The organism is Saccharopolyspora terrae (assembly GCF_004348435.1).
Lineage (GTDB): Bacteria > Actinomycetota > Actinomycetes > Mycobacteriales > Pseudonocardiaceae > Saccharopolyspora > Saccharopolyspora endophytica.
Genome location: NZ_SMKS01000004.1, coordinates 104,501 through 124,445, shown reverse-complemented (window position 1 = coordinate 124,445; position 19,945 = coordinate 104,501). Strand labels below are relative to the sequence as shown.

General features: G+C 70.1%; 17 protein-coding genes. 8 read left to right on the top strand and 9 right to left on the bottom strand.

Features of this window, described 5'->3' with window-relative positions:
* Positions 1–86: 86 nt before the first annotated feature.
* The 3 genes from E1181_RS04575 (at position 87) to E1181_RS04565 (ending at position 3,332) form a co-directional block, all read left to right on the top strand.
* Positions 87–1,601 (top strand): N5-glutamine methyltransferase family protein, encoded by a 1,515-nt coding sequence (locus tag E1181_RS04575; RefSeq protein WP_132672617.1) that lies wholly within the window; start codon positions 87–89, stop codon positions 1,599–1,601.
* Complete coding sequence (gene dtd, locus E1181_RS04570) at positions 1,598–2,023, top strand: D-aminoacyl-tRNA deacylase (RefSeq protein WP_132672616.1); 426 nt, start codon at positions 1,598–1,600, stop codon at positions 2,021–2,023. The genes E1181_RS04575 and dtd overlap by 4 nt, the downstream gene beginning before the upstream one ends.
* Before the next feature lie 337 nt (positions 2,024–2,360).
* Positions 2,361–3,332 (top strand): sigma-70 family RNA polymerase sigma factor, encoded by a 972-nt coding sequence (locus E1181_RS04565; RefSeq protein ID WP_132672615.1) that lies wholly within the window; start codon positions 2,361–2,363, stop codon positions 3,330–3,332.
* Between the two features lie 251 nt (positions 3,333–3,583).
* Here E1181_RS04565 and E1181_RS04560 read toward each other — a convergent pair whose 3' ends face one another.
* Positions 3,584–4,297, bottom strand: a complete 714-nt coding sequence (locus E1181_RS04560) for a tyrosine-protein phosphatase (protein ID WP_132672614.1) — start codon at positions 4,295–4,297, stop codon at positions 3,584–3,586.
* A gap of 185 nt (positions 4,298–4,482) precedes the next feature.
* Here E1181_RS04560 and E1181_RS04555 point away from each other — a divergent pair, with 185 nt between their 5' ends.
* The gene (locus E1181_RS04555; RefSeq protein ID WP_132672613.1) at positions 4,483–6,138 is read left to right on the top strand and encodes a fumarate hydratase; all 1,656 of its coding nucleotides are present in this window, start codon (positions 4,483–4,485) and stop codon (positions 6,136–6,138) included.
* A gap of 297 nt (positions 6,139–6,435) precedes the next feature.
* Here E1181_RS04555 and E1181_RS04550 read toward each other — a convergent pair whose 3' ends face one another.
* The 5 genes from E1181_RS04550 to E1181_RS04530 all read right to left on the bottom strand — a co-directional run bounded on the left by E1181_RS04550 (position 6,436) and on the right by E1181_RS04530 (position 12,716).
* Positions 6,436–6,738 (bottom strand): hypothetical protein, encoded by a 303-nt coding sequence (locus E1181_RS04550; RefSeq protein ID WP_235876219.1) that lies wholly within the window; start codon positions 6,736–6,738, stop codon positions 6,436–6,438.
* 255 nt (positions 6,739–6,993) lie between these two features.
* A complete protein-coding gene (locus E1181_RS04545) occupies positions 6,994–7,875 on the bottom strand; it encodes an alpha/beta hydrolase family protein (RefSeq protein ID WP_235876217.1) in 882 nt (293 codons plus the stop codon).
* A 41-nt stretch (positions 7,876–7,916) separates the two neighbouring features.
* On the bottom strand, positions 7,917–10,592 hold the full coding sequence (locus E1181_RS04540) for a bifunctional acetate--CoA ligase family protein/GNAT family N-acetyltransferase (RefSeq protein ID WP_235876197.1): 2,676 nt from the start codon (positions 10,590–10,592) through the stop codon (positions 7,917–7,919).
* A gap of 12 nt (positions 10,593–10,604) precedes the next feature.
* Complete coding sequence (locus E1181_RS04535; protein WP_132672610.1) at positions 10,605–11,780, bottom strand: acetoin utilization protein AcuC; 1,176 nt, start codon at positions 11,778–11,780, stop codon at positions 10,605–10,607.
* A gap of 84 nt (positions 11,781–11,864) precedes the next feature.
* Entirely contained in the window at positions 11,865–12,716 is an 852-nt protein-coding gene (locus E1181_RS04530) for a sulfurtransferase (protein WP_132672609.1), read from the bottom strand.
* Between the two features lie 122 nt (positions 12,717–12,838).
* Between E1181_RS04530 and E1181_RS04525 the strand changes: the two genes are divergently transcribed.
* From E1181_RS04525 to galE, 3 genes are all read left to right on the top strand, one after another.
* On the top strand, positions 12,839–13,534 hold the full coding sequence (locus E1181_RS04525) for a metal-dependent transcriptional regulator (RefSeq protein ID WP_132672608.1): 696 nt from the start codon (positions 12,839–12,841) through the stop codon (positions 13,532–13,534).
* Positions 13,531–14,709, top strand: coding sequence for a galactokinase (galK, locus tag E1181_RS04520; protein WP_132672607.1), 1,179 nt, complete (start codon positions 13,531–13,533; stop codon positions 14,707–14,709). Before E1181_RS04525 ends, galK begins: the two co-directional genes overlap by 4 nt.
* A 63-nt stretch (positions 14,710–14,772) precedes the next feature.
* A complete protein-coding gene (gene galE, locus E1181_RS04515) occupies positions 14,773–15,735 on the top strand; it encodes a UDP-glucose 4-epimerase GalE (protein ID WP_132672606.1) in 963 nt (320 codons plus the stop codon).
* Between the two features lie 26 nt (positions 15,736–15,761).
* Here galE and E1181_RS04510 read toward each other — a convergent pair whose 3' ends face one another.
* Together E1181_RS04510 and E1181_RS04505 are read right to left on the bottom strand one after the other, a co-directional pair.
* Complete coding sequence (locus E1181_RS04510) at positions 15,762–16,862, bottom strand: DUF4192 domain-containing protein (RefSeq protein WP_132672605.1); 1,101 nt, start codon at positions 16,860–16,862, stop codon at positions 15,762–15,764.
* Between the two features lie 191 nt (positions 16,863–17,053).
* Positions 17,054–18,835, bottom strand: coding sequence for a Xaa-Pro dipeptidyl-peptidase (locus tag E1181_RS04505; protein ID WP_132672604.1), 1,782 nt, complete (start codon positions 18,833–18,835; stop codon positions 17,054–17,056).
* 149 nt (positions 18,836–18,984) lie between these two features.
* On the opposite strand from E1181_RS04505, the gene E1181_RS04500 reads away from it, so the two are divergent.
* Positions 18,985–19,278 carry a hypothetical protein gene (locus E1181_RS04500; protein ID WP_132672603.1) on the top strand — a complete coding sequence of 98 codons (294 nt, stop codon included), beginning with the start codon at positions 18,985–18,987 and terminating at the stop codon, positions 19,276–19,278.
* A 91-nt stretch (positions 19,279–19,369) separates the two neighbouring features.
* On the opposite strand, the gene E1181_RS04495 is transcribed toward E1181_RS04500, so the two are convergent.
* Positions 19,370–19,867, bottom strand: a complete 498-nt coding sequence (locus E1181_RS04495) for a methyltransferase family protein (RefSeq protein ID WP_207922010.1) — start codon at positions 19,865–19,867, stop codon at positions 19,370–19,372.
* Between the last annotated feature and the right edge of the window lie 78 nt (positions 19,868–19,945).

Below are 19,945 nucleotides of genomic sequence, written 5' to 3'. Positions count from 1 at the left end.
CGCACCACCGACGGTTTCCGGCCGCGGCGAACCGCCCGACCGAGTGAGCGGCGGCATCGGTCGACGGGCGTGTGAGGATTCAGGACGTGATTCCAGATCTGTCCGCTGACCGCATCGACCGACTTCGCGAGGCGTTCCGCGCCGCCTCCTACGACGCCGACGGCGTCCTCGACCTGCTCGGCCACTCCGCGCACGCCGCGCTCGGCCGCGGCGAGCCGATGCCCGCGCTGCGCGCCACCGAGGGCGCCGGCCCGCTGGGCACCCTGGTCCGCCTGTTCCTGCTGGGCCGACCCGAGACCCGCGCCGACGTGCAGGCCGCGCTGGGCTCGCTGACCATCGACGACGCGCTGGCGGCCGGCATCCTCGCCGCCGACGGCGAGCTGCTGCGCGCCGGGCTGGACATCCGCCCCCACGGCGAGGGCGAGCACTCCTGGTGGGTCGTGTCGGACCTGGACTCCGACCTGCGCGGCGGCCGTCCCGTCGACCCCGACCACGTGCTGGGCGTCGGGCACGCCTCGCTGAGCCTGGTGCGCGCCACCACCCGGCGGCCGGTCGGCTCGGTGCTCGACCTGGGCACCGGCTGCGGCGTGCAAGCGCTGCACGCGAGCACTCACGCGAGCAGCGTCACCGTCACCGACGTCTCGCAGCGGGCGCTGGCGCTGGCCGCGGCGACCTTCCGGCTCAACGACGTCGACGCCGAGCTCGGCGAGGGCGAGTGGTTCGACCCGGTCCGGGGCCGCCGGTTCGACCTGGTCGTGTGCAACCCGCCGTTCGTGGTCGGACCGCCGCGCACCGACTTCACCTACCGCGACTCCGGCCTGGCCGGTGACGACGCGAGCGCGCTGGTGGTGCGCCAGCTGCCGTCGTTCCTCAACGAGGGCGGCACCGGGCAGCTGCTGGCGTCCTGGGTGCACCGCGAGGGCGAGGACTGGGAGGACCGCGTCGCGTCCTGGCTCCCGCCGGGCGCGGGGGTGGACGCCTGGTTCGTGCAGCGCGACGTCGCCGACCCCGACCTCTACGTCGGCACCTGGTTGCGCGACGCCGGCTACGACCTGCGTTCCGAGCAGGGCATGCGCAAGGCCGCCGAGTGGCTGGACTGGTTCGAGAGCAACGACGTGATCGGCATCGGCTTCGGTTTCGTCACCCTGCGCCGCACCGACGGCCCCGGTGAGGTCATCTGCGAGGACCTGCGGCACGCCTTCGACGACCCGCTGGGCCCGGAGTCCGACGCCTGGCTGCGCCGGGTCGACTGGCTGCGGGAGCACGACTCGGACGACGACCTGCTGGCCGCTCGCCTGGTCACCGCCGACAGCACGGTGCTGGAGCAGGTCTCGCAGCCGGGCGACGAGGGCTGGGAGCCGATCGTGCACCGCCTGCACCGCACCGACGGACCCGGTTGGCAGCACGAGATCGACGAGCTCGGCGTCCGGTTGCTGGCCGGATTCCGCGGTGCGCTGCCGTTGGACGAACTGCTGGAGTTGCTCGCGATGGGTTACGGCGAAGATGTGGAGGAGTTGACCTCCGCTGCGATTCCGATGGTGCGCGAACTCGTGCGGCACGGAATGGTCGTTCCGGTCGAATGGCGAGGTGTTGATCAATGAGGGCAATCGCCACGCGCGTCACTCGCGCCTCGGTAACGGTCGAGGGTGAAGTGGTCGGCAAGATCGATGAACCCGGACTGTTGGTCCTATTGGGTGTGACGCATTCCGACGGCCGCGAGGAAGTCGTAAAAATGGCCCGGAAACTGCACGAGATTCGAGCCCTGCGGGACGAGGAGTCGTGCGCCACGACAGGGGCACCGCTGCTCGTCGTCAGCCAGTTCACCCTGTACGGATCGACCAAGAAGGGACGTCGACCGTCGTGGACCGAAGCGGCCCGCCCCGAGCAGGCGGAGCCGCTGGTGGAAGAGGTCGTCGCGGAGCTCCGCGAGCGGGGCGCTCGGGTGTCCGCGGGGGTGTTCGGGGCGATGATGGCGGTCGAAAGCGTGAACGACGGACCATTCACACTTTTGGTTGAGGTCTAAATGTAACGAGAGCTCTCAGGAAATCCTCAGGCTTGGGGGCGCAACGGATGTGACGGCCGCGACGTCTTCGAATCGAGAACATCGGGAACGAATTCGTCGCGCCCGTCGTTTTCCAGGTAACGAAGCTTCGACGGCCATGCCGACAGCGGTGACCGAACCCTGGAAGTTCCCGACCGGACATCCGGCGGAACCGACAGCACCGGCACCGACCCGACATCCGAAGAAGAACGTCGACGCGGAAGCCCCGGTAATACCGAGCGTACGCGTCTTCCGCACCGCGCACCGATGCGTCGGTGTGAATTGCGCCCCGCTAGCCAGCCCGTCAGGGAGGGAGCTCATGACCGTCCCGCAGACCACCAAGCCAGACGTCGCCGTCGCCGAAGAACTGGACACCCAGGGACCATCGGCCGACCTGGTGCGCGTCTACCTCAACGGCATCGGGCGCACCGCGCTGCTCACCGCACAGGAAGAGGTCGACCTCGCCAAGCGGATCGAGGCCGGAGTTTTCGCCAAGCACTTGCTGGAGACCGGCAAGAACCTCTCCCCCGAGCGGCGTTCGGACCTCAATGCCGTCGTGCGGGATGGTCGGCGCGCGAAGAACCACCTGATGGAGGCCAACCTCCGTCTGGTCGTCAGCCTCGCCAAGCGCTACACCGGACGCGGCATGCCCCTGCTGGACCTCATCCAGGAGGGCAACCTGGGCCTGATCCGCGCGGTGGAGAAGTTCGACTACACCAAGGGCTTCAAGTTCTCGACCTACGCGACCTGGTGGATCCGCCAGGCCATCACCCGGGGCATGGCGGACCAGAGCCGCACCATCCGGCTGCCCGTCCACCTGGTCGAGCAGGTCAACAAGCTGGCCCGGATCAAGCGCGACCTGCACCAGAAGCTGGGCCGCGAGGCCACCGACGACGAGCTCTCCGAAGAGGCCGGCATCCCGGTCGAGAAGATCCTCGACCTGATGGACCACTCGCGTGACCCGGTGAGCCTGGACATGCCGGTGGGCGCCGAGGAGGACGCGCCGCTCGGTGACTTCATCGAGGACGCCGAGTCCGCCGACGCCGAGAACGCGGTGATCTCGGGCTTCCTGCAGGACGACCTGCGCAGGGTGCTGTCCACGCTGGAGGAGCGCGAGCAGGCGGTCATCCGGATGCGCTACGGCCTCGAAGACGGCCAGCCGCGCACCCTGGACCAGATCGGCAAGGCGTTCGGGCTGTCCCGCGAGCGGGTCCGCCAGATCGAGCGCGAGGTCATGTCCAAGCTCCGCCAGGGCGACCGCGCCGACCGGCTCCGCGCCTACGCCAGCTGAAGCCGGCGGAGCGCCCCTCCCCACCCGAGGGGCGCTCCGCCTTCTCCTGTGACCTCTGTGACGGTTGAGGCGATCGGGCGCGAGGTCGTGCCCTGTTCTGGCCGATCTGCGTCACTTTGCACCCGATCGGCTCGTTGACCCGATGCGGAGAAAACGCGAAGATCTTCTTCCCGTTTGCTTGAGCGGTGGGGTCCTCCACCGCCTGCTGGAGGAGGGCGGGCTCGTCGAACAGGCGGGTCCGGCCTCCTCACCTACTTCTGCAGGAACTTCTCCTGCCAGCGATCCAGCTCGTCGTCGGTGACCCCGTGGGTGCTCAGCCAGCCCGCAGCGCCCCGGTGGTCGTCGAAGATCTCCAGCACTCGCTCGATGGCCTGAGTCGGGGTCGCCAAGAACTCGGCGACCATCTCCTCGTCCACCCCGGGCGGCAGTTCCGGCGCCTCGTTGAGCCGCTGCAGCACGCGGAACATGTTCTTGTCGGTGCGCACGTAGTCGGCGATGATCGCGTCCTGCCGCACTCCCGCCGCGCCCAGCAGCATCGCCGAGGCCACACCGGTCCGGTCCTTGCCCGCCGCGCAGTGCACCAGCGCCGGGCCGTCGGCCTCCAGGACCTGCCGGAACACCTCGACGAGCTTCTTCGGAGCGCCCTGCAGCATCCCCTCGTAGAGCAGGGTCAGCTCGTGCACGGAACCGTCGGTCTCCGGCTTGTCCAGCCCTTCCAGCACCCGAACCCGGTGGACCTGCGCGACGGTGGCCAGCGGGTGCTCGTCCTGCGTCTCGACCGCTTCGCGCAGGTCCACCACCACCCGCGGCGGCCACGCGGCGGCCTCGGCCGGGTCCCGATCACCGGGGTGCGGGGCATCGCTGCGGTAGACCACGCCGGACCTGGTCAGAACACCGTCGCCGGTGGGCTGACCGCCGAGGTCGCGGAGGTTGACCAGTTCATCGAGAGCGTCCGACGTCGGCATGAAGCCTCCGATGTGAGGGGAGCCGTCCCCCCGAGAATGTCAATCCGAGCAGGTTTCGACCAGGGCGCACCCGGCGCGCACCATCAGGTCTCCGTCACACATAGCCCACCCGTGTGGACGGCGTGATCCGCTGCGCGGTTACATGAGTGCACGCGTAACCCGAACGCGCGCAAAGGAGCCGCGACGTGACCACCACGAATTTCGACTTCACCGAGGTGCTCCCCCTCGGCCCCGACGACACCGAGTACCGCTTGGTGACCGATGAAGGCATCAAGGTCGTCGAAGCCGCAGGGCGCCGCTTCCTGGAGATCGAACCCGCCACGCTGACTTCGCTGGCCGCCGAGGCGATCAAGGACATCCAGCACCTGCTGCGTCCGTCGCACCTCGCCCAGCTGAAGTCGATCGTGGAAGACCCCGAGGCCAGCGCGAACGACCGCTTCGTGGCCACGGACCTGCTGCGCAACGCCTGCGTGTCGGCCGGCGGCGTGCTGCCGATGTGCCAGGACACCGGCACCGCGATCGTCATCGGCAAGCGGACCGAGTCGGTGCTCACCGGCGGCCAGGACGAGGAGTCGCTGGCTCGCGGCATCTTCAACGCCTACCAGGACCTCAACCTGCGCTACTCGCAGATGGCGCCGCTGAACTTCTGGGAAGAGCGCAACACCGGCAGCAACCTGCCCGCCCAGATCGAGCTGTTCAACAAGCCGGGCACCGACCCGTTCTACGAGCTGCTGTTCATGGCCAAGGGCGGCGGCAGCGCGAACAAGACCTTCCTCTACCAGGAGACCAAGGCGCTGCTGAACCCGACGCGCCTGGGCCGCTTCCTGGAGGAGAAGCTGCGCTCGCTGGGCACCGCCGCGTGCCCGCCGTACCACCTGGCGATCGTCGTCGGCGGCATGTCGGCCGAGTACAACCTCAAGGTCGCCAAGCTCGCCTCCGCGCGCTACCTCGACGAGCTGCCGCGCGAGGGCTCCGGCTCCGGGCACGCGCTGCGCGACGTCGAGATGGAGCAGCAGGTCCTGGAGATGACCCGCCAGTTCGGCATCGGCGCGCAGTTCGGCGGCAAGTACTTCTGCCACGACGTGCGCGTGATCCGACTGCCCCGGCACGGCGCTTCGCTGCCGGTCGGCGTCGCGGTGTCCTGCTCGGCGGACCGGCAGGCCAAGGCCAAGATCACCCCTGAGGGCGTGTTCCTGGAGCAGTTGGAGCGCGACCCGGCCAAGTACCTGCCGGAGGTCGCCGACGAACAGCTCTCCGACGAGGTCGTCAAGATCGACCTGAACCGGCCGATGGCCGAGATCCGCTCCGAGCTGTCCAAGCTGCCGGTCAAGACCCGCGTCTCGCTGACCGGTCCGCTGGTCGTGGCGCGCGACATCGCGCACTCCAAGATCGCCGAGCGGCTCGACGCGGGCGAGCCGATGCCCGACTACATGCGCGACCACCCGGTCTACTACGCCGGTCCGGCCAAGACCCCCGACGGCTACGCATCGGGTTCGTTCGGCCCGACCACCGCCGGCCGGATGGACTCCTACGTCGAGCAGTTCCAGGCCGCGGGTGGCTCGATGGTCATGCTGGCCAAGGGCAACCGGTCGAAGAAGGTCGCCGAGTCCTGCCAGAACCACGGCGGGTTCTACCTCGGTTCGATCGGTGGCCCGGCCGCGCGGCTGGCGCAGGACTGCATCCGCAAGGTCGAGGTGCTGGAGTACCCCGAGCTGGGCATGGAAGCGGTCTGGCGCATCGAGGTCGAGGACTTCCCCGCCTTCATCGTCGTCGACGACAAGGGCAACGACTTCTTCGCCAACTCGACGCAGCCCACCCTGCAGATCTCCTTCGGCCGCTGAGAGCCTCCTCCCGAACTCGTGGTGCGCGACGGTGCAGGTGGCGGAACCTGACACGCCGTCTGGAATCCGGGCTGCGCCGCTTGCACACGTCTCCGAGGTTTTCGCGATGGGCGACCGGTCTTGGGCTCACCCGCGCGTGGTGCGCGGGTGAGCCCAAGCGGCTGCGGTCATCCCGCTGCAAAAGCCCGCATCGAGAACAGGACTGCCGAACCAGGTCCGCCGTGGAGCCCCACCTCCGGCGGCGAGCCGGGTTCTGCGCGCGCGACGGCGGCAGGTTACCGCCGCGCTACAGCCCGATCAGCGCGGAACCTTCACATCTTTCTGCTCCAGGACCACTTTTCGCCCTTCCAGCGGTGCGTCGAGGCTCACCGCCACCGGCGGGTACCTCAGGTCCATCGTGCAGATGCCCGGCGGCTCCGGAGTCTCCTCCACCAGGATGATCTTCACGTGGTCCGGGGTCTGCTCCGCCAGTTCGGCGCGAACCTTGCTGCAGCCGCCCTCCTGACCGGAGGCGACTACTGCGGTACCGTTGTCCTGGGTCCAGACCTTCTTCGGATATCCTTTTGGCAGCAGCGAGAGGTCGATGGCCTCTGCGGCCACCGGCGTCCGTTCCGGTTCAGGTTTCGGCTGAACCGGTCCGGGAGGCACCGGCGGTTGACCACCGAACCCCACGTCGTTGGTCGGCTGTTGGGCGCAGGCTGCCAGAACGATAAGCAGACTCCCCGCGCCCACTGCAGTGTGTAGGCGTCTCATACCTCTAAGACGGACGCTCGGGAGCCAGCGGTTGCGTCCCGGCCGAGGTGGATCAGTCCACACCTTTCACACAATTCACCCGGCCGGTGCGCGAATCCGCGATCAGCGCCCGAGGACGCCGTTCATCCAGTCCTCGATCCAGGCCGCCATCTCCGCGGAGCTCCGCGTCCACTTGAAGTGGTCCACCGGCCCGCCCGCGTCGTCGGCCGTGTAGTGCCGGGACGTGCGGTCTGCGCGGGTGGAGTGCTTGACCAGGTCGTCCATGGCCGAGGTCGGCGCCAGCTCGTCGTTGTCCACGGTCACGGTGAGCAGCGGGGTCGTCACCTCGGCCAGGGCGGCGTCGTAGTCGAGGTCGGATCCGGTCAGCCGCCAGCGCCCGGTGCGCGCCTGGCGCGCCCAGTCGCGCATCAGGCCGGTCGCCTGCCTGCCGCCGAAGACGTAGCCGGGCCAGTACCCGAGCAGCGTCGAAGCCAGTGCGATCGTCTGAGTGCCCAGCAGCGAGTAGTAGTACTTGGCCAGGCCGGGATAGCCCCGGTACCAGACGGAACCGGTGGCGATCAGCGCGGCGCCCTGGATCCGGCCGGGGTTGGCAGCGGTGTGCAGCAACGCGATCTGACCGCCGAGGCTGTGACCGAGGACGAACCGGGGCGCCCTGGGGAAGACCGATTCGACCAGGTCGAGCACGGCGTCGAGGTCGTTGACGAAGTCCTGGTAGCCGAAGTGGACTCCGCGCTGGGCCCGGGGCTTGTTCTCGCCCTGCCCGCGCACGTCGTACGACACCACGGTCATGCCGAGCTGGTGCAGCTCGGCGACGAACCGCCGGTAGTAGCCGGCGGGCACGCCCATGGCCGGTGCCAGCACGGCGACCGGCGCGCTCGGGTCGTCCTGCTGCAACGCGCGCACCTTGATCCGGTACTGGCCTGCGGGGACCACGCCGAGCACGGGGGCGGGCGCGTCGATCTTCCGGGTCGTGACCTCATCCACGCGCACAGATTAACGGAACTAACACGTTCCGTCTGTGTCCCCTATCGCAGTCTTCGCGGCCCGGTGTCCGGAACCGCCACGGACTCGCCCAGCGACACCCTCGCCCCGGTCACCGCAGCACCGTTCGGCGAGGCCAGGACCGGCTGCAACACCAGCTGCCGCACCTCGGGCAGATCCTCGGCCAAGGTCGCCACCCGCAGCACCAGGTCCTCCAGCGCGGACAGGTCGGCCGGCTCCACGCCCCGGTACCCGACCAGCAGCGGCGCGGCCCGGGGAGCGCGCACCAGCGTGGCGACGTCGACGTCGGTCAACGGCAGCGCGCGGTACGCCTTGTCCCCCAGCAGCTCGCTGGCCACGCCGGAGAGCCCGAACGAGACCAGCGTGCCGAACGAGGGGTCGTCGATGAGGTCGATCACGCACGACGTCCCGCGCCCGGCCATCCGCTGCACGTAGACCTCGTCGATCCCCGACACCCGGCGCACGTCGGCGTACGCCGTGCGCACCGCCTCCGGACTGCCCAGGTCCAGCCGGACCCCGACCAGGTCGTTGCGGTGCCGCAGCTTGGCGCTGGTGGACTTCAGCACCACCGGGTAGCCCAGCTCCTCGGCCGCGGCGACCGCGCCGTCGACGTCGACGACCTTGCGGAAGGCCACCACCTCGATGCCGTAGCAACCCAGCAGCCGCACGGTGCGCTCGTCGCCGAGCTCCCCCACGCCCTCGGCCAGCCACTGCTCGACCAGCGAACGCGCCTGCTCGGCCTCCACCTCCGGCCGCACGAAGTGCCCCTTCGGCGCCGCACGCCACTTCGCGTAGCGGGTGACGCGAGCCAGCGCGAGCACCGAGCGCTCCGGGCTCGGGTACGACGGCACCGATCCCTTGCCCGTGGTCCCGTCCGGTCCCGGCACGACCAGTTCGTCCGGCACGCCTTCGGCCGCCAGGAACGTGGTCACCACAGGCTTCGAACGCGCGGCGTCGGCCTCCTGCAGCGCGTTCCGCAGCGCCCGCGCGTACGCGGTTCCAGGCACCGCCACCGGCGGGGCGAACACCGTGATCAGCGCATCGACGTCGTCGCGCAGGGCCGCATCGCGCACCGCGGCGGCGAACTCCTCCGGCCCGGCCACGGCCCCGACGTCGACCGGCTCGTGCGCCAGCTGCAGTCCCTGCGCCTGCGCCACGTCGGCGGCGATCATGCCCAGCGCCGAGGAATTGCCCACGATCGAGACCCGATCGCCCTGCGGCAGCGGCTGGTGCGCGAGCAGCAGCGCGGTGTCGAACATCTGCGCCACCGACTCGACCCGGATCACGCCGGACTGCTCGAACAGCGCCTGCACGCTCGTCTCGTCGATCTCCACCGTGGTCGCCGCCAGGCCCGCGCGCACCGAGTTGCGGCCCGACTTGACCACCACGACCGGCTTGCTGCGGGCCAGACGCCGGGCGAGCCGACCGAACTTGCGCGGATTGCCGAACGACTCCAGGTACAGCAGCACGACATCGGTGGCCGGGTCGGTCTGCCAGTACTGCAGCAGGTCGTTGCCGGACAGGTCGGCGCGGTTGCCCGCGGAGACGAACGTCGACAACCCGAGCCCGCGCTCGGTAGCCGTCTCCAGGATCGCCACGCCCAGCGCGCCGGACTGGCAGAAGAACCCGGTGCGGCCACGTCCGGGCAGCTGCGGCGCGAGGCTGGCGTTGAGCCGGAACTCCGGATCGGGGTTGACCACGCCGAGCGCGTTGGGGCCCACCACCCGCATGCCGTGCACGCGAGCGGCGCGCACCATCTCGCGCTCGACCTCGCGCCCCGCCGGACCGGACTCGCTGAAGCCGGAGGAGACGATGACCAGCGTCTTCACGCCCTTGGCCAGGCAGTCGTCGAGGACCTCGTTGACGCTGGCAGCCGGAATCGCCACCACCGCCAGGTCGACCTCGTCGGGGATGTCGAGCACCGAGGCGTAGGCCCGCACGCCGCGCACCGAGCGGTGCTCGGGGTTGACCGGGTAGACCGGGCCCGTGAAGTCCGCGGTGAGCAGGTTGGTCAGCACCGCGTGACCGATCTTGCGGTGATCCGTGGAGGCCCCGATCACCGCCACCGACCGCGGGCGCAGCAGGTTGTGCACGCTGCGCGCCTCAGCGGCCTGTTCCCGGGCTCGGGCCACCGCGACCGATTCCTCGGTCGGGTCGATGTCGAACTCCAGGTGCACGACGCCTTCCTCCATGGCCCGGCTGACCTGGTAGCCGGCGTCGCGGAAGACCCGGACCATCGTCGAGTTCTCCGCCAGGACCTCGGCCACGAAGCGCCGCAGACCGCGCTCCTGCGCCGCGGCCGCGAGGTGCTCCAGCAGGATCGAGCCCAGCCCTCGCCCCTGGTGACCGTCCTCGACCACGAACGCGACCTCGGCGGACTTCTGCTCACCGAGCCGGTCGAAGCGGCCGACCGCGACGATGTCGTCACCGAGCAGCGCGACCAGCGCGATCCGGTTGAGGTAGTCGACCTGCGTGAACCGCCGCACGTCGCGCTCCGGCATCCGCGGGTACGGGCCGAAGTACCGGTAGTACCTCGTCCTGTCGCTGAGCCGCCCGTGGAAGGCCAGCAGCTTGTCCTTGTCGGCCGGGACGATCGGCCGCAGGTGCACGGTGCCGCCGTCGGACAGCACCACGTCGGCTTCCCACTGCCGGGGGTAGTCCTGCTGCGGCCCGGCCTCCTCTCCCAGCACTTCGTCCACTTCGGATGCTCCTCAGTCGCGGCTGTCTGCCGGGTCCAGCCCGAGCAGCGGGAAAACCGCGTGCCGGGCGTCGCGGATCGCGGTGTCCACCGCCGAAGCGGTCACCCCGGTCCAGGGTTCGAAGGACGGGTCGGCCCCGTCCGACATCGACGTCGGCATCGGTACGTTCTGCGCACGCCGGACGGCGTGCGCGATCCAATCCTCAGGGATCGTCGTCTCCGGCGCTACGTCCCGGTTCAGCAGCGTCGCCAGCAGGTGTGTCCACGCCCGGGGCACCACGCGGAACAGCGAATATCCCCCACCGCCGAGCGCCAGCCACTTGCCGCCGGCGTAGCTCTCGGCGAGTTCGCGCAGGTTCTGGTAGGTCGCGCGCTGACCGTCGACCGTCATCGACAGGTCGGCGAGCGGGTCGTCGCGGTGCGCGTCGGCCCCGCACTGGGTGACCAGCACCTGCGGGCGGAACTGGTCCAGCACCGAGGGCACCACCGCGTGGAAGGCGCGCCGCCAGTCCGCATCGCCGGTGCCCGGCGGCAGCGGGATGTTGACCGCCGTGCCGTCGGCGTTGCCCTTGCCGACCTCGGTGGCGAAGCCGGTGCCCGGCCACAGCGTCACCGGGTGCTGGTGCAGCGAGATCGTCATGACGCGCGGGTCGTCGTAGAACGCCGCCTGGACACCGTCACCGTGGTGCACGTCGACGTCGAGGTAGGCGATCCGTTCGACGCCTTGCTCCAGCATCCAGGCGATGGCCACCGAGCAGTCGTTGTAGACGCAGAACCCGGCCGCGTGATCGGCCATCGCGTGGTGCAGTCCGCCGGCGATGTTGACGGCGCGATCGGCCTGACCGGACACGATCTGCTCGGCCGCCTTGATGGACGCGCCCGCGATCAGGGCCGACGCCTCGTGCATCCGGTCGAAGATCGGGTTGTCGTCGGTGCCCAGCCCGTGCCCGACCTCCCAGCCGCTCAGCGGCGCCGAGCGAACGGCGGCCATGTACTCGGCGGTGTGCACCCGCAGCAGGTCCCGTTCGGTGGCCGGCTCAGGTTTGAGCGTCTCCACGCCGTCGAGCAGGCCGAGCGAGTCGGCCAGCCGCATGGTCAGGTCCAGGCGGATCGGATGCAGCGGATGGTGCCCGCCGAGGTCGTACTCGAGCAGCGACTCGTCCCAGACCACGGCCAACTGAGAACCCATGGGCGGGACGCTACCCGCAGGAAGCCACCCGCCACAGGGTCTCGGCCGCGTGACCCGCCGAACCGGATCGATCTTGCGAGGGCCTCAGCCCGCGTCCGCACCGGTGGCCGCCGGCCGAGCGGGGTCCGCTGCCCAGTTCGACCACGAGCCCGCGTACAGCGCCGCCGGGTTGCGAGCGTCGGTGATGCCGGCGTGCTCCAGCGCGAGCAGCACCGAGCAAGCGGTCACGCCCGAGCCGCAGTAGGCGCCGACCGCGCTGTCGCCGGTGACGCCCAGCGCGGCGAAGCGCTCGGCCAGGTCCTCCGGAGAACGCCAGCGCCCCGACTCACCGGTGTGCTCGCTGAACGGCGCGTTGCGCGCTCCGGGGACGTGCCCGGCGCGCGGGTCCATCGGCTCGACCTCACCCCGGTATCGCTCCGGAGCCCGCGCGTCGAGCAGCACGCCGTCGCGAGCCAGACCGGCCGCCTGGTCCGCGTCGATCACCGGCATCGCACCGGGCCGAACCCGGAATCCGCCGTCACCGGGTCCCGGGACCTCGGTGGTGGTCGGCTTGCCCTCGGCGGTCCACGCCGCGTAGCCCCCGTCGAGGACGGCGACCGAGCGGTGCCCGGCCCAGCGCAGCAGCCACCACGCCCGGGCCGCTGCCGAACCGTTGTCCGCGTCGTAGACCACCACGGTCCGGTCGGCGTCCACTCCGGCACGGCGGAGGACCTCCTGGAAGGCCGCCGGATCGGGCAGTGGATGCCGGCCGGCGGGGCCTGGCTCGGACGCCAGCTCGGCGTCCAGATCCACGAAAACCGCTCCGGGCAAGTGCCCCTCGGCGTAGTCCTCCCGTCCCGGTGGTCCGAGCAGTGACCACCGCACGTCGAGCAGCGTCGGGTGCGGGTCCGCACTCAGCGCGGACATGAGATCATCGGTACTGATCAAGGGATGCATGACGGCCTTTCGAAACCCGCCGACGAGGTCGGTCATCAATCTTGGCTGTCAACTCCCCGGCCACTGACCGTTGTCGCTGCCAGCGACTAGCATCGTGGTTGGGACTTGAATGGGGAGCCGACGTGAACGATCTCATCGATACCACTGAGATGTACCTTCGCACCATTTACGACCTCGAGGAAGAGGGCGTGGTGCCACTCCGGGCGCGGATCGCCGAGCGCCTGGAGCAGAGCGGACCCACCGTGAGCCAGACGGTGGCCCGCATGGAGCGCGATGGCCTGCTGATGGTCGCCGAGGACCGCCACCTCGAGCTGACCAAGGCCGGACGCGCCCGGGCGATCAGCGTCATGCGCAAGCACCGCCTCGCCGAACGGCTCCTCGTCGACGTGATCGGCCTCGAGTGGGAGCACGTGCACAACGAGGCGTGCCGCTGGGAGCACGTGATGAGCGAGGCCGTCGAGCGCAAGCTCGTCAAGCTCCTCGGTGGCCCCACCACGTCCCCCTACGGCAACCCCATCCCCGGACTCGACGACCTCGGTGTCGATCACGTCGAGAGCGCGGTCGACGGCGAGCTCCAGCGAGTCGACGAGATCGCCCGCAACGGCGGTGGCCGCGCGGTCATCCGCCGCATCGCCGAGCACGTGCAGCTGGACCCCGACCTGATGACCGACCTCAAGGAGGTCGGCATCGTGCCGGGCAACGAGGTCGAGATCCTGTCGGTGGTCGGGGCCAACAAGCCAATCGAGGTGCGCGGCCAGAGCGGTACCGCCGAGCTCACGTCGAGCATCGCCCACGCGGTCATGGTGACCGCCAAGTGACCGTCTCCGAACGCGCGGCGGAGCTGTTCGCCGCTGAGCACGGCCGTGCCGCCAGCGCGGTGTGGTCGGCCCCGGGCCGGGTCAACCTGATCGGTGAGCACACCGACTACAACGACGGTTTCGTGCTCCCGATGGCGATTCCGCACCGGGTGGCGGTGGCCGTCGGGCCGCGCGAGGACCGCACGCTCGTGAGCACGACGCTGGGCGACGACGGCGAGCTCCACCAGGGCGAGGAGGTCGTCGTCGACGACCTCCAGCCCGGGTCCCACACCGGCTGGTCCGCCTTCCCGGCGGGCGTCGCGTGGGCGCTGCGCGAAGCCGGTCACCCCGTACCGGGCATGAACCTGATGATCGTCGGTGACGTCCCCACCGGCGCAGGTCTGTCGTCCTCCCACGCGCTGCAGTGCGCTGTTGCGCTGGCGTTGCTTGACCACCTGGGCTTGGCGCCGGGCGAGCCGGACGCGCCGAGCCTGGCGGAGATCGCGCGGCTCGTGCAGCGCTCGGAGAACGACTACGTCGGCGCTCCCACCGGACTGCTCGACCAGACCGCGTCGCTGCGCTGCGTCGAGTCCCACGTGCTGTTCTTCGACGTCCGCTCCGGCGAGGCCGAGCAGGTCCCGTTCGACCCGCGCAGCGCCGACCTCGAGCTGCTGGTCATCGACACCCGCGCGAAGCACTCGCACAGCGAATCCGGTTACGGAGAACGCCGGAAGGGCTGCGAGCGGGCGGCGGAGCTGCTCGAGGTGAAGGCACTTCGGGACGTTTCGGCGGCGCAACTGCCTGCGGCGTTGGAGCAGCTTCCGGACGAGCTCCAGCCGCTGGTCAAGCACGTGGTCACCGAGAACGAGCGAGTGCTGTCCACCGTGGAGGTGCTGCGCTCCGGCGGTTACGCCGAGATCGGCCCGCTGCTCAACGCCTCCCACGCCAGCCTCCGCGACGACTACCGCGTCTCCTGCCTGGAACTCGACGTCGCAGCGGACGCAGCGGTGCAGGCCGGCGCACTGGGCGCGCGGATGATCGGCGGCGGCTTCGGCGGTTCGGCGATCGCGCTGATCTCCAGCGCTGACCGGGAGCGGATCGAGTCCGCCGTCCGGTCCGCGTTCGCCGAGCGGAGCCTCACCGAGCCGCGCGTGTTCATCGCGATACCCTCCGCCGGTGCGGGACGGGACCTGTGACGAGCTCGTCGACCTCCGCTTCCCGCTGAATCGACTAGTTTTCCCACGGAAGGCAGTGCGCAGTTGAAGCTCCTGGTCACAGGCGGTGCCGGTTACGTCGGAAGCGTGTGCGCAGCACGCCTGGTGGAGGCGGGCCACGAGGTCGTCGTGGTCGACGACCTCTCCACCGGGCACGCCGACGCGATCCCGGACGGCTGCAAGTTCGTCGAGGCCGACATCGCCTCCGCGGCGAGCGAGCTGCTCGCGGAGAAGTTCGACGGTGTGCTGCACTTCGCGGCCAAGTCGCTGGTCGGCGAGTCCATGGAGGACCCGCAGAAGTACTGGCAGGGCAACGTCGTCACGTCGCTGCGCCTGCTGGATGCGATGCGCGAGCACGGCACGCCGCGACTGGTGTTCTCCTCGACGGCGGCGACCTACGGCGAGCCCGAGGTCTCCCCGATCACCGAGGACCTGGCGACGCGGCCGACCAACACCTACGGCGCCACCAAGCTCGCGATCGACCACGCGATCACCTCCTACGCGACGGCGCACGGCATCGGTGCGGTCAGCCTGCGGTACTTCAACGTCGCCGGGGCGCACGGCGCGTTCGGCGAGCGGCACACCGTGGAGACCCACCTGATCCCGATCGTGCTCCAGGTCGCGCTGGGTCAGCGCGAGCAGGTGCAGATCTTCGGTGAGGACTGGCCCACCACCGACGGCACCTGCGTCCGCGACTACATCCACGTCACCGACCTCGCCGACGCCCACCTGCTGGCGTTGCAGAACGCCGAGGCCGGCCAGCACCGCATCTACAACCTGGGCAACGGCACGGGCTTCTCGGTCAAGCAGGTCATCGACACCTGCCGCGAGGTCACCGGGCACCCGATCCCGGCGAAGGTCGCACCCCGCCGGGCGGGCGACCCAGCGACCCTGGTGGCGTCCAGCCAGCGGGCGCGGGAGGACCTGGGGTGGCAGCCCCAGCGCGCCGACATCGGCGTGATCGTGCGTGACGCGTGGGAGTTCACCCGCGCGCGCCACGCGTCCTGATCGCTTCTTCCGCTTCTTCGCGCACATCAGCAGGCTCCGTCCTCGTCGAGCAGGAGCTGGGCGTCGTCGACCGAGTGCCGGGCGATGCCGGCCAGCTCCGCGGGCGGGATTCCGGAGTCCATGGCCTGCCGGAGCAGGGTGCCGAGGGTGTGTCCGGGTGTGACCCTCTCGATGCGTTCCAGGGCCACACCCGCCAGCGCGCCCTCACCGCGCACGTAGGCCGAGAACGCCAGCAGCGCGGCGACCTCCGCGAGTTCGGGATCCGGCGCCTTGCGCACGAGCGTCAGCCAGAGCTCTTCGGCCGGGCGCGCCAGTTCGCTCAGCGCTGTGCCCATCACGATGTCCCGAACCCGGGTGTCCGCGACGGCCTGCAGCACGCCCAGCAGGTCGTCCTCGGTGAGCGCGGAGCCCGCGGCGATGCGCTGGATGGCGCCGAAGACCTTGCGCAGGTCTTCGGTGACGCGCGACGGGTCGTAGGAGTCGATGGCCTCCTCGGTCAGCGCGTCGAGCTTCGCCGACCAGCGGCTGATCACCTCTTGCGATTCGGGCGCGACGAGTTCGCGCAGTTCGTCCCTGCTCCCGAAGGTCACCGACCCCTCGGCGGCCATCACCGCTCCCATCGCGGATTCCTTCGGATCCGCGACGACTCCGCGGCAGCCCTCGTCGAAGTAGCACCGCCACTTCTCGCCGGCCGCGATCTCCGGCACGTGCAGCGCGTGAGCGGTCACGATCCCGGCCTGCAGCAGCGTTTTCCGGACCACGTCGATCAGGCCGAGCATCGGCGGCTCGGAGTCGGGACCGGGCTCGTCGGACTCGTGGCACCTGCCTCCGCAGCTCTGCGGGCAGCCCGAGTAGTTGGGTTTGTCCCCGACCACCACCATGATCACGCCTTCGACGTTCTTCCTGCTCAGCGGGCCCGTCAGCAGGAACTCGCCGAACGCGCAGGCGTTCGCGGGGCACGGCAGGTCCACGCGCATGGTCATGCCGAACTTCGGGGTGCAGGTCAGTTCGTGCAGCGTCAGCAGCACGAAGGAGTTGACCGGGTTGAACCCGATCATGTGCGGTAGCGCGGCGAGCACGTCACCGGGATCGCTGAGCGATATCTGGGTGTTCAGTCGCGTTGTCATGCCACAACGATGGAGCCGAAAACCGGCTCAGCGAAACCGGTTTCGCGAATCTCCGGACAACTTCGTCCGCTGTGGACAGATCAGCGCCGAAACGCCCGCAACCACACCCATCAGCGACGATCGATCAGGCTAACTTCGCCACCCCGTCGAAGGTTGCTCTCCGCTACCGCAACGGATTTCATGAAACTCGGTCATGAAATCCTTCCGACGGCGGGAATCGAGATGCTGGTGCGCGCCAGGTCCAGCCGCATCCCCGCGCCCGGCTTGGGGCGCAGCGTGAAGTCGTGGTCGCTGGAGAGCACCACCACGCCCAGCCGGTGCCCGGGAGCGAACACGTAGTCGTCGGGCTGCATGGACACGGTGATCGCGTAGTTCTGCCCGGGCTCGATCGGGGTGGTGCGGTCCAGCGCCTCCCGGTTCTGCGGATCGGTCCACCCGCGGGTGACCACCGAGACCGAACCGTCCGGCGCCTGGTCGACCAGCAGAGCGGTCACGTTGGCCGCCGGCCGGTCGAAGGTCAGCGCCAGGTCGGCGCGGACCTCACCGCTGACCCGCGCCTGCTCGGCCAGCGGCTCGGTGAAGTAGGCCAGCCGGTTCGGCGAACTCGGTGCCGCCGCGAGGTCCTCGGCCAGCAGACCGGCGTCGTCGGTGAGGCCTTCCACCGCCTCAGCAGCAGGGCTGCCAGCGCTGAGACCACCTCGCTGCGATCCACCCGCGCTCGGCCGCAACACCGTCTCGGCGGCATCCGGGGCAGGCCATTCGGGTTCCTCGGTCCAGCTGCCGTCCTCGCGCTGCACCGTGGCGCGCGGCTCGCCCTCGACGCCGTTGGGCACGTCGTAGAGGTAGCGGGTGAACCAGCGGTTCAGCGTCCGCAGCCACTCCTGCTCGCGCAGCTTGATCGGGTCGGTGTGGCCGGACTGGTGCCACCAGATCTTGTGCGGCACGTCGTGCTCCCGCAGCGCCCCGTACCACTGCGCGGCCTGGCGCGTCTTGACGTTCCAGTCGTTGAGCCCGTGCACCGACAGCACGGCCGCGTGCACCTTGTCGACGTCGTCGAGGTAGTTGCGCTCGTCCCAGAACCGGCTGTAGTCGCCGGTGATCCGGTCCTGCTCAGCGGTGAGGCCGTCGATCACCGGACGGCACGGCTCCCTGTCGGCGCGGGTGTGGACGTATTCGGCCAGCACATCGGCGTCCTCGCCCTGGTAACCACCGGGAGCGACCACGGCCCCGTCGGTCCGGTAGTAGTCGTACCAGTTCGAGATCGCCCCGATCGGGACGATCGCTTCGAGGCCTTCGACCCCCGTGGAGGCCACGGCGTTGGGCAGGGTGCCGTTGTAGGAGACGCCCATCATGCCGACCTTGCCGGTCGACCAGTGGGCCTGAACGGGCGCACCGCCGGCGTCGTGGCCGGGTGCGCGGTGGTTGAGCCAGTCCACCACGGACTTGGCGCCGATCGTCTCGTTCTCGGCACCGGTGGTCGGGCACCCCGTGGACTCCCCCGTTCCCAGCGACTCGGCGTAGACCACGGCATAGCCCCTGGCCAGCAGGTACTGCTCGTACGCCCAGTCGATCTCGGCGGCGACGGCGACCCGCTCGTCACCCGTCGTGCGGCGCATCGTGCGCGGCCCGGCCTGCTCCGGCACGTGCAGCTCGGTGTCGACGTTGTGGTTGGGCACGTCGTTGCCGCCGGAGAAGTACGGGCTGGCCTGGTAGACCACCGGAACCCGCAGGCCCTGCTCGGACTCCTTCGGCCGCACCACCTGGACGTGCACCCGGTCCTGCTGCCCGTCGTGGTCGCTGTCGACCGGCGCGGTGACGAACAGGTCCTGGCGCACCGCTTGAGCCGGGTCGAACACCGGCTGCGCTTCGCCGTCGGAGAACACCGGGCCCTGCGGTGGCTGGGCCGCCGCCGTGGACCCGACCAGGGGCAGGGCGAAGATCGCCGCGAGATAACCGGTCACAACGCGCCGCATGCAGGCTCCCGAGTCTGGAAGAAGGACGAGACCAGCACTTTTCTTAGCGCGAAATGGGAAGTCAATCACCGATGCGGCGGGTTCCCGCCAGAACCACCCGAGCGGCAGTAAGGTCGAAGCCTCGGGACCGGAACGAACGAGGAGTACGCATGTCGATTCCGTCCAGCCTGCTGACCTCGGCCGGTTTGATCGGTGGCTTCGCGGTGGCTCGCGCCTCCCAGCACCGGCACTGGGGCGGAGTCGTCGCGGCAGGTGCCGGCCTGGGCGCGATGGAGGTCTGCCGCCGCCGCGCCGGTGTGATCCCGGCGCTGGCCCTGGGGGCGACCTACGGAACGGCGCTGGCGGGCTCGCACCCGCTGGCGAAGAAGATCGGCGCCTGGCCCTCGGTGTTCGCCGTGACCGCCGCGACCGCGACCGCGGCACACCTGCTCAGCCGCCGCTGAGGGAGTCCAACCCCACCACGGCGCTGCCGAGCGTGCCCGTACCACCGGTGACCAGGATCGATCCGCCCGTGCTCCGGTCCTCTCCGGCGCTCTACCCGTGCCAGGGACGCAGTCGCGGGATCCAGGCGGGAACCTCGCTCCGGTAGCGCTGGTAGTCCGCGCCGAAGCGGCGGACCAGCGCCGGTTCCTCGCGCCAGCGCACGTACGGAGCCACGAAGCACCACAGCAGCAGCGGGTACAGCAGCCACAGGCCTCCGAGCAGCAGCGGCTCGCCGATGAGCACCGCGAACAACGCCACGTACATCGGATTGCGCACGTGCCGGTACAGCCCGCCCACCACCAACTGGTCAGGAGCGGCGACCGGGACGGGCGTCCCCCGGCCCTCGCGGACGAACCGGCTGAACGCGCGCACGAGGACCGCCGCACCCGCGAGGATCAGCGCACCGCCCAGCACCCGCGCCGGCCACCAGTGCGGGACGGGCTCGTGCCATCGGAAGCCCGTGAGCAGCCACGGGACGAGAACGGTGACCGTTCCCGGCCCGGCGAAGAAGAACACGGCACTGCCGACCGTGGCCGATGACCTGCGCACGAGCCCCACCATGCCGCTTGCCGAGGGGCAGCACCAGCACCCACGTGGTCACATCCGGCTCGCAGGCCCGCGTGCCGT

Coding starts and splice junctions, on each gene's coding strand:
- dtd (WP_132672616.1), top strand. CDS start 1,598: ATGAGGGCAATCGCCACGCGCGTCACTCGCGCCTCGGTAACGGTCGAG.
- E1181_RS04565 (WP_132672615.1), top strand. CDS start 2,361: ATGACCGTCCCGCAGACCACCAAGCCAGACGTCGCCGTCGCCGAAGAA.
- E1181_RS04560 (WP_132672614.1), bottom strand. CDS start 4,297: ATGCCGACGTCGGACGCTCTCGATGAACTGGTCAACCTCCGCGACCTC.
- E1181_RS04535 (WP_132672610.1), bottom strand. CDS start 11,780: ATGGGTTCTCAGTTGGCCGTGGTCTGGGACGAGTCGCTGCTCGAGTAC.
- E1181_RS04530 (WP_132672609.1), bottom strand. CDS start 12,716: ATGCATCCCTTGATCAGTACCGATGATCTCATGTCCGCGCTGAGTGCG.
- E1181_RS04510 (WP_132672605.1), bottom strand. CDS start 16,862: ATGACAACGCGACTGAACACCCAGATATCGCTCAGCGATCCCGGTGAC.
- E1181_RS04505 (WP_132672604.1), bottom strand. CDS start 18,835: ATGCGGCGCGTTGTGACCGGTTATCTCGCGGCGATCTTCGCCCTGCCC.
- E1181_RS04500 (WP_132672603.1), top strand. CDS start 18,985: ATGTCGATTCCGTCCAGCCTGCTGACCTCGGCCGGTTTGATCGGTGGC.